General features: G+C 59.7%; 7 protein-coding genes. 2 read left to right on the forward strand and 5 right to left on the reverse strand.

Going from position 1 to position 5,930, the window contains the following annotated elements; all coding sequences use genetic code 11:
• Positions 1–123: 123 nt before the first annotated feature.
• The 5 genes from ACQKI2_RS18525 to ACQKI2_RS18545 form a co-directional block, all read right to left on the reverse strand.
• Complete coding sequence (locus ACQKI2_RS18525; RefSeq protein WP_427381111.1) at positions 124–573, reverse strand: group III truncated hemoglobin; 450 nt, start codon at positions 571–573, stop codon at positions 124–126.
• A 112-nt stretch (positions 574–685) separates the two neighbouring features.
• Entirely contained in the window at positions 686–1,207 is a 522-nt protein-coding gene (locus tag ACQKI2_RS18530) for an N-acetyltransferase family protein (protein WP_427381112.1), read from the reverse strand.
• Complete coding sequence (locus ACQKI2_RS18535; RefSeq protein ID WP_427381113.1) at positions 1,204–1,785, reverse strand: AAA family ATPase; 582 nt, start codon at positions 1,783–1,785, stop codon at positions 1,204–1,206. The genes ACQKI2_RS18530 and ACQKI2_RS18535 overlap by 4 nt, the downstream gene beginning before the upstream one ends.
• Positions 1,782–2,429 carry a nicotinamide riboside transporter PnuC gene (gene pnuC / locus ACQKI2_RS18540; RefSeq protein ID WP_427381114.1) on the reverse strand — a complete coding sequence of 216 codons (648 nt, stop codon included), beginning with the start codon at positions 2,427–2,429 and terminating at the stop codon, positions 1,782–1,784. The genes ACQKI2_RS18535 and pnuC overlap by 4 nt, the downstream gene beginning before the upstream one ends.
• 177 nt (positions 2,430–2,606) lie before the next feature.
• Entirely contained in the window at positions 2,607–3,824 is a 1,218-nt protein-coding gene (locus ACQKI2_RS18545; protein ID WP_427381115.1) for an NADP-dependent isocitrate dehydrogenase, read from the reverse strand.
• Between the two features lie 85 nt (positions 3,825–3,909).
• Between ACQKI2_RS18545 and ACQKI2_RS18550 the strand changes: the two genes are divergently transcribed.
• Together ACQKI2_RS18550 and ACQKI2_RS18555 are read left to right on the forward strand one after the other, a co-directional pair.
• Positions 3,910–4,656, forward strand: a complete 747-nt coding sequence (locus ACQKI2_RS18550; RefSeq protein ID WP_427381116.1) for an RNA methyltransferase — start codon at positions 3,910–3,912, stop codon at positions 4,654–4,656.
• Positions 4,657–4,814: 158 nt separating this feature from the next.
• Entirely contained in the window at positions 4,815–5,729 is a 915-nt protein-coding gene (locus ACQKI2_RS18555) for a hypothetical protein (protein WP_427381117.1), read from the forward strand.
• Positions 5,730–5,930: the final 201 nt, after the last annotated feature.

The raw sequence follows: 5,930 nt of genomic DNA on the forward strand, positions 1-5,930 counted from the left end.
CCCTCACCTCCCACGCCCTCCGGGCGCGGGCCCCTCCTCTCCCGGAGGGAGAGGGGTAAGAGGCGTTGGAGTTTTTTCTGGAAAGCTCCAAAAAACTACAACGGGGCTCCAAGGCGCAGATGTTCAGCCGGGGCGGTTGAGGGGGAGGTCTGCGAGGCCGAAGAGGGCGTATTGGAGGCTTTGGGCGATGCGGTTTGCGCGTTCCAGGAAGAAGGCGGCGGCCTCCGGGGTGGCGGCGGTATCGCGCAGGGTTTGTTCGAAGAGGGCGAGCCAGAGGTTGAAGTGAACTTGCTGAATGTGGCGGTGGCGGGCGTGGGCGGGCACCGGGCGGCCGGAATAGCGGCCGGTTCCGAGGGCGACCGAGGACCAGAAATCCTTCATGGTTTCAAGGTGGGGGCCCCAATCGGAGATGGCCACATCGAAGACCGGGCCGAGAACGGGATGGGCGCGCACGCGGGTGTAGAAGGTGTCGACCAGCGTGGAGATGTAGGCTTCATCGATGCCGAGGGCGGCGGCGTGATCCCGCAATTCTTCGCGGCGTTCCTGGGCGCTGCGGACGCGGTATCCGGTCATGTCAGGACTTCCTTTGGACAAATCCGGACAGATCCGGACAGTTTCGGACAAATCGGGACACTAGCGGGACACCGCGAGCCCCTTCGATACGTATTTCCCCCGACGGGCTGCATCAGAGCGGCTTGGCCAGCACGATGTCGTCATAGACCTTCTCGCCGACCTGGAACTGGCGCGTGCCGGCGAGGATGAAGCCGGCTTTGCGATAGAAGGCGATGGCGCGGTGGTTGTCTTCATAGGTGCCCAGCAGCAGGCGGCGCGCGCCGCGCTGGCGGGCGTCCTCGATGGCCGCTTCCATCAGGCGCGGGCCGGTGCCCGAGCCATGGAAGCGGGAGAGGACGTAAATGCGCTTCAGCTCCACGTCTCCGGGCTGAAGCGGGATGGGCAGATCGGGCGGGCAGTTGACGGCGTAGCCGATGGGGACGCCCGTGGCGGCGTATTCGGCGAGCCAGACCGCGCAGGCCGGATCGGCGAGATATCTGGCATAGACCTCGCGCGAATGCTGGCGCGTGCAATGGGCGACCATGGCGTTGCCGTCGATATCGTAGACATAGCTGTCGATGAAGGTGGCCACCCCGATATGGGCGAGGCGCTCGGCGTCTTCGGGCCGGGCGCGGCGGAGGGTGATGCCGTTCATGCAGTCGGCGCGCTTTCGCAGCGGGCGAGGAGGGCATCAATGGCGGCGATGGCCTGATCGACGCGGCCTTCCCAAGGGCCGGTAATGAGCGTGTACGGAACACCCGCCTGCTCGATCAGCTCGACGAAGCGATCATGCATCCAGCCGCGGATCTTTTCGCCATCGCGCACGCCATCCTGCACGAAGGGGACTTCGGGGGTGGGGATCAGGTAGAGGTCCACCTTGTCGGCATTGCCGATGGCATCGACCGCTGTGTGGCGCTTGCCGGCATAGCGTTCATACCAGGTGGCGGTGGCGAAGGCGTTGGTATCGCAGATGAGGACGCGGTTTGCGCGTTTGGCCGCTTCATTCTCGCGGCGCTGTTGTTCCTCTGCGATGTGGATGAAATCCTCATCGGTCCATTCGGGAATGTCGCCACCTTTCAGAGACTGGGCGGCGAGTTTTTCTTCCCAAAGCTCGCGGCCATATTCGGCAATCCAGACGGTGCTGTAATGGCGGGCCAGCTCAATGCAGAGCGTGGTTTTGCCGGTGGACTCAGCGCCGATGAGGACGACGCGCAGGGGTGTATTGCAGGTCATGCGGTGGCCGCCTTGCGCCATTCGAGAAGGCCCATGATCGCCAGGGCCAGGAAGACGCCATAGAGCAGGGCTGTCAGGTAGAGGCCGTTGAAGAGGCAAAAGGGGATATAGAGGATGTCGGCCACGATCCACAGCCACCAGCATTCCAGGATCTTGCGGCTCTGCCCCCATTGGGCGGCGAGGCTGATTGAGGTGATGAGGGCATCCCAGAAGGTGGCGGCGCCGCCGGCTTCGTTCAGCAGGCGGTAGAGCAGGGCCGTTCCGCCCGTGATGCCGAGGGCGGTGAGCGCCCATTCGAGGCGCGGGGCGCGGCGGACTTTCAGCTGGCTGTGATTTGCCCCGCCATAGAGCCAGAGATACCAGCCGATGAGGTTGAGCGCGAAGAAGACAAGCTGGAGCCCGGCGGTGGCGAAGAGCTGCGACTGATAGAAGACGTAGGCGTAGATGCCGACCGTGATGAGGCCGAGGGGGAAGTTCCAGATGTTCTGGCGGGTAACCAGCCAGACGCAGAAGACGCCGGTGACGAAGGCGATGGCCTCAAGCGGATGGGCCGCGCCTGTATGCCAGGCGGCGAAGGCGATGGCGGATGTGAGGAGGACGAGACCGGCGAGGAGGGCAACGGCGCGCGGCGATGTGCCGGTCATGGGAGCCGCGCCCTTTCCGCTAGGCACAGCAAACCCCTCTCCCGAGGGAGAGGGGTAGGGGTGAGGGGGTGCCAGGCTGGCAATGGAGCGTGTGGGGGAGGTGTTGCACCCCCTCACCCCCAACCCCCTCTCCCGCAGGAGAGGGGGCTAGAAGTGTCGCGCTCCGGGGGACGTGCTTCACGCCTTGCCCATCTCGATTTCGAGGTTCTGGGCGACTTTCTCGATGAAGCCTTCGGTCGTCAGATAGCCCTGATCGGGGCCGACGAGGAGGGCGAGGTCTTTGGTCATGAAGCCAGCTTCGACGGTCTTGATGATGGTCTTCTCAAGCGTCTGGGCGAATTTGCGCACTTCGGGGGTTTCGTCCATGCGGCCGCGATGGTCGAGGCCCTGCGTCCAGGCGTAGATCGAAGCGATCGAGTTGGTCGAGGTCGCTTCGCCCTTCTGGTGGGCGCGGTAGTGGCGGGTGACGGTGCCGTGGGCAGCTTCGGCTTCGACGGTCTTGCCATCGGGCGAGAGCAGAACGGACGTCATCAGGCCCAGCGAGCCGTAGCCTTGCGCAACCGTGTCGGACTGAACGTCGCCGTCATAGTTCTTACAGGCCCAGACATAACCGCCCGACCATTTCATGGCGGCGGCAACCATGTCGTCGATGAGGCGGTGCTCGTAGGTGCCTTTGAATTCGGCGAACTTGTCCTTGAATTCTTTGTCCCACAGCTCCTGGAAGATGTCCTTGAAGCGGCCGTCATAGGCTTTCAGGATCGTGTTCTTGGTGGAGAGGTAGACCGGCAGTTTCCGTTGAAGTCCGTAGTTGAACGAGGCGCGGGCGAAATCGCGGATCGACTCGTCGAGGTTGTACATGCCCATGGCGATGCCGGCGCCGGGGAAGTCGTAGACTTCCTTCTCGATGACCTGGCCGTCTTCGCCTTCGAATTTCATCGTCAGCTTGCCCTTGCCGGGGACGAGGAAGTCAGTGGCGCGGTACTGGTCGCCGAAAGCGTGGCGGCCGATGATGACCGGCTTTGTCCAGCCGGGGACGAGGCGCGGGATGTTGGAGATGACGATCGGCTCGCGGAAGACGACGCCGCCGAGGATGTTGCGGATGGTGCCGTTGGGCGACTTCCACATCTTCTTCAGGCCGAATTCCTCAACGCGGGCTTCGTCCGGCGTGATGGTGGCGCATTTGACGGCGACGCCGTATTGCTTGGTGGCTTCAGCCGCGTCGATGGTGATCTGGTCGTCGGTTTCGTCGCGTTTCTGGATCGAAAGATCGTAATATTTCAGGTCGATATCGAGATACGGGTAGATCAGCTTGTCCTTGATGATCTGCCAGATGATCCGGGTCATCTCATCGCCGTCCATCTCGACTACGGGGTTTTTGACCTTGATCTTCGCCATTTTTTAGAATCCTTGCGCTGCGTACGGTTTGCGGGGCCTATAGCAGACCCACAGGCTGCGTCAAAACCCGGAAAGATCGGCAGTTATGCAAGGCAATCCTGCAATTATTCTCCATTCGCCCCAGTTGGGCGAGAATATAGGCGCAGCGGCCCGTGTGATGCTGAATTTCGGGCTGAGCGATCTGCGGCTGGTGAGCCCCCGGGACGGCTGGCCGAGCGAGACGGCGGAGGCGATGTCGGCCGGGGCGCTGGGCCAGGGCGTGACGGTGACGGTGTTCGACACGCTGGAAGCGGCGATGACGGGGCTGACCTATACGATTGCCACGACGGCGCGGCCGCGGGGCATGGAGAAAGAGGTGTTCGGGGCGGCCGAAGCGGTCGGCGCGCTGAAGGCCCGGCAAGGGCAGGTGGCGGTGCTGTTCGGGGGGGAGAAATCCGGCCTGCCGAATGAGGCGGTGGCGCTTTGCGATGCGATCCTGACCTATCCGGTGAACCCGGCCTTCTCCTCGCTGAACCTTGCCCAGGCCGTGGGCGTGTTCTGCCATCAATGGGGGGCGAGCGCGGGGCTGGAGGGGAAGTTTGGGGGCAAGGGCGAAGGCGTGGACGCGCCGGCGACACGCGAAAACCTGATTGGCATGTTCGAGCATTTCGAGGCGGAGCTGGAGCGGGCAGGCTATTTCTATCCGCCGGAAAAGACGCCGGTGATGATCACCAACCTGCGCAACGCGCTGGTGCGCGCTCAGTGGACGGAGCAGGAGGTGCGGACTTTTCGCGGAGCGATCAAGGCGTTGAGCCTGGGGCGCGGGAAGGCGCGGGTTGTGCGGGAGGATTAGGTTTCCTTGTTCTGCACATTCCCGCGGAGGCGGGAATCTGGATAAGTTGAAAAGGGCCGCGTCACATTGTCGTTAGCGTTGTTGCGGGCGCCAATACATTTCTCCTGTTTAACTGTTCGATATATTCTTCATTTCCGAAAGTCTCGTGGAATTGTAAAATGTCATCCGTAGAAAGAATAAAGCAAGGTCGATACACGGAAGCCGATGTTCTTGCTCTCTATATGAAGTACCGAGAGGCTGGGATTGGGCCCTTTATTCGTGAAGTGGGAGACTTCATTGCTCACAGTAAAAGAGACCGGGGAGCCACGCTGGACACTACGGCCTACATGTTCGCTCAGCTTGCTTTTTTTCAGACCTATCAGAGCGACCGAAAGCGGCCATTGGAAGCCAAGGGAGTTTGTGGCTGGTGGCTAAGGCACTATCTGTTAACAAAGGCCAATGAGGCAACTGATAGAGATATTCATCTTGCAACTGGCTTCACCAAGAGACGAGCGAAGAATGCGATTAAATCTTGGTTCCCGGAAAAATCCGTTTACCCCACAGTTATTAAGTGTGGTGATCCTGCGCTACTCCACAGACTTGCTGAGGTGTTCTGCCGAACAATCAATGGAAAACCCGTATTCGACCGTGCCGGAGCTAAATTAGAGCTCGAGACAATGTTTGGCCACGAAGGCATTAAGAAAAATGAGATTGATAGGTTCTTGGTTGGAACATCTATTTTGTTGAAAGATAAGTCAGTTGAAATCGTGCCGGGATTTTCAGCTCACATTCGTTTGTCCGTAGACAAAGAAAGATACATTCCGGTTGATGAATATGGTAATGAAACAGACGATAAAAAAGCTAAATTTGTAAGACCTCTTCCCCATGGAAATTTAAAAATTGCAGTGTCAACGCGAAATCAGACAGGAGATGATTTGATTGATGTTGGTTTGGATTTTCTAGATACAGCTGTAGACACTGAAGCATATTTTTCTCGATCGCTGGTGTCCCTCGATACGCACCGACTGCCTCGACTAAATTTGGATCAACAGCTTAGTTTCGACACAAATGTATTACCGCCGGTATACGCTTGAAATGCTCAAGATGAGTGCGCGCCACATCAATTGAATAGCGTTTGCGAACTTTCACGGTGGGTATCGCTTTGCTCAAACCACCCTACGCGCAAGAGCGATGGGAGGATTGACCCAGCCCCCTGAATTCCGGCCATGATTTTGCAGACTCTCTCGATTAGAGAGGATGACACATGCGCAAGAGCAGATTTTCAGACGAGCAGA

The organism is Hyphomonas sp. NPDC076881, assembly GCF_050269995.1.
GTDB lineage: Bacteria > Pseudomonadota > Alphaproteobacteria > Caulobacterales > Hyphomonadaceae > Hyphomonas.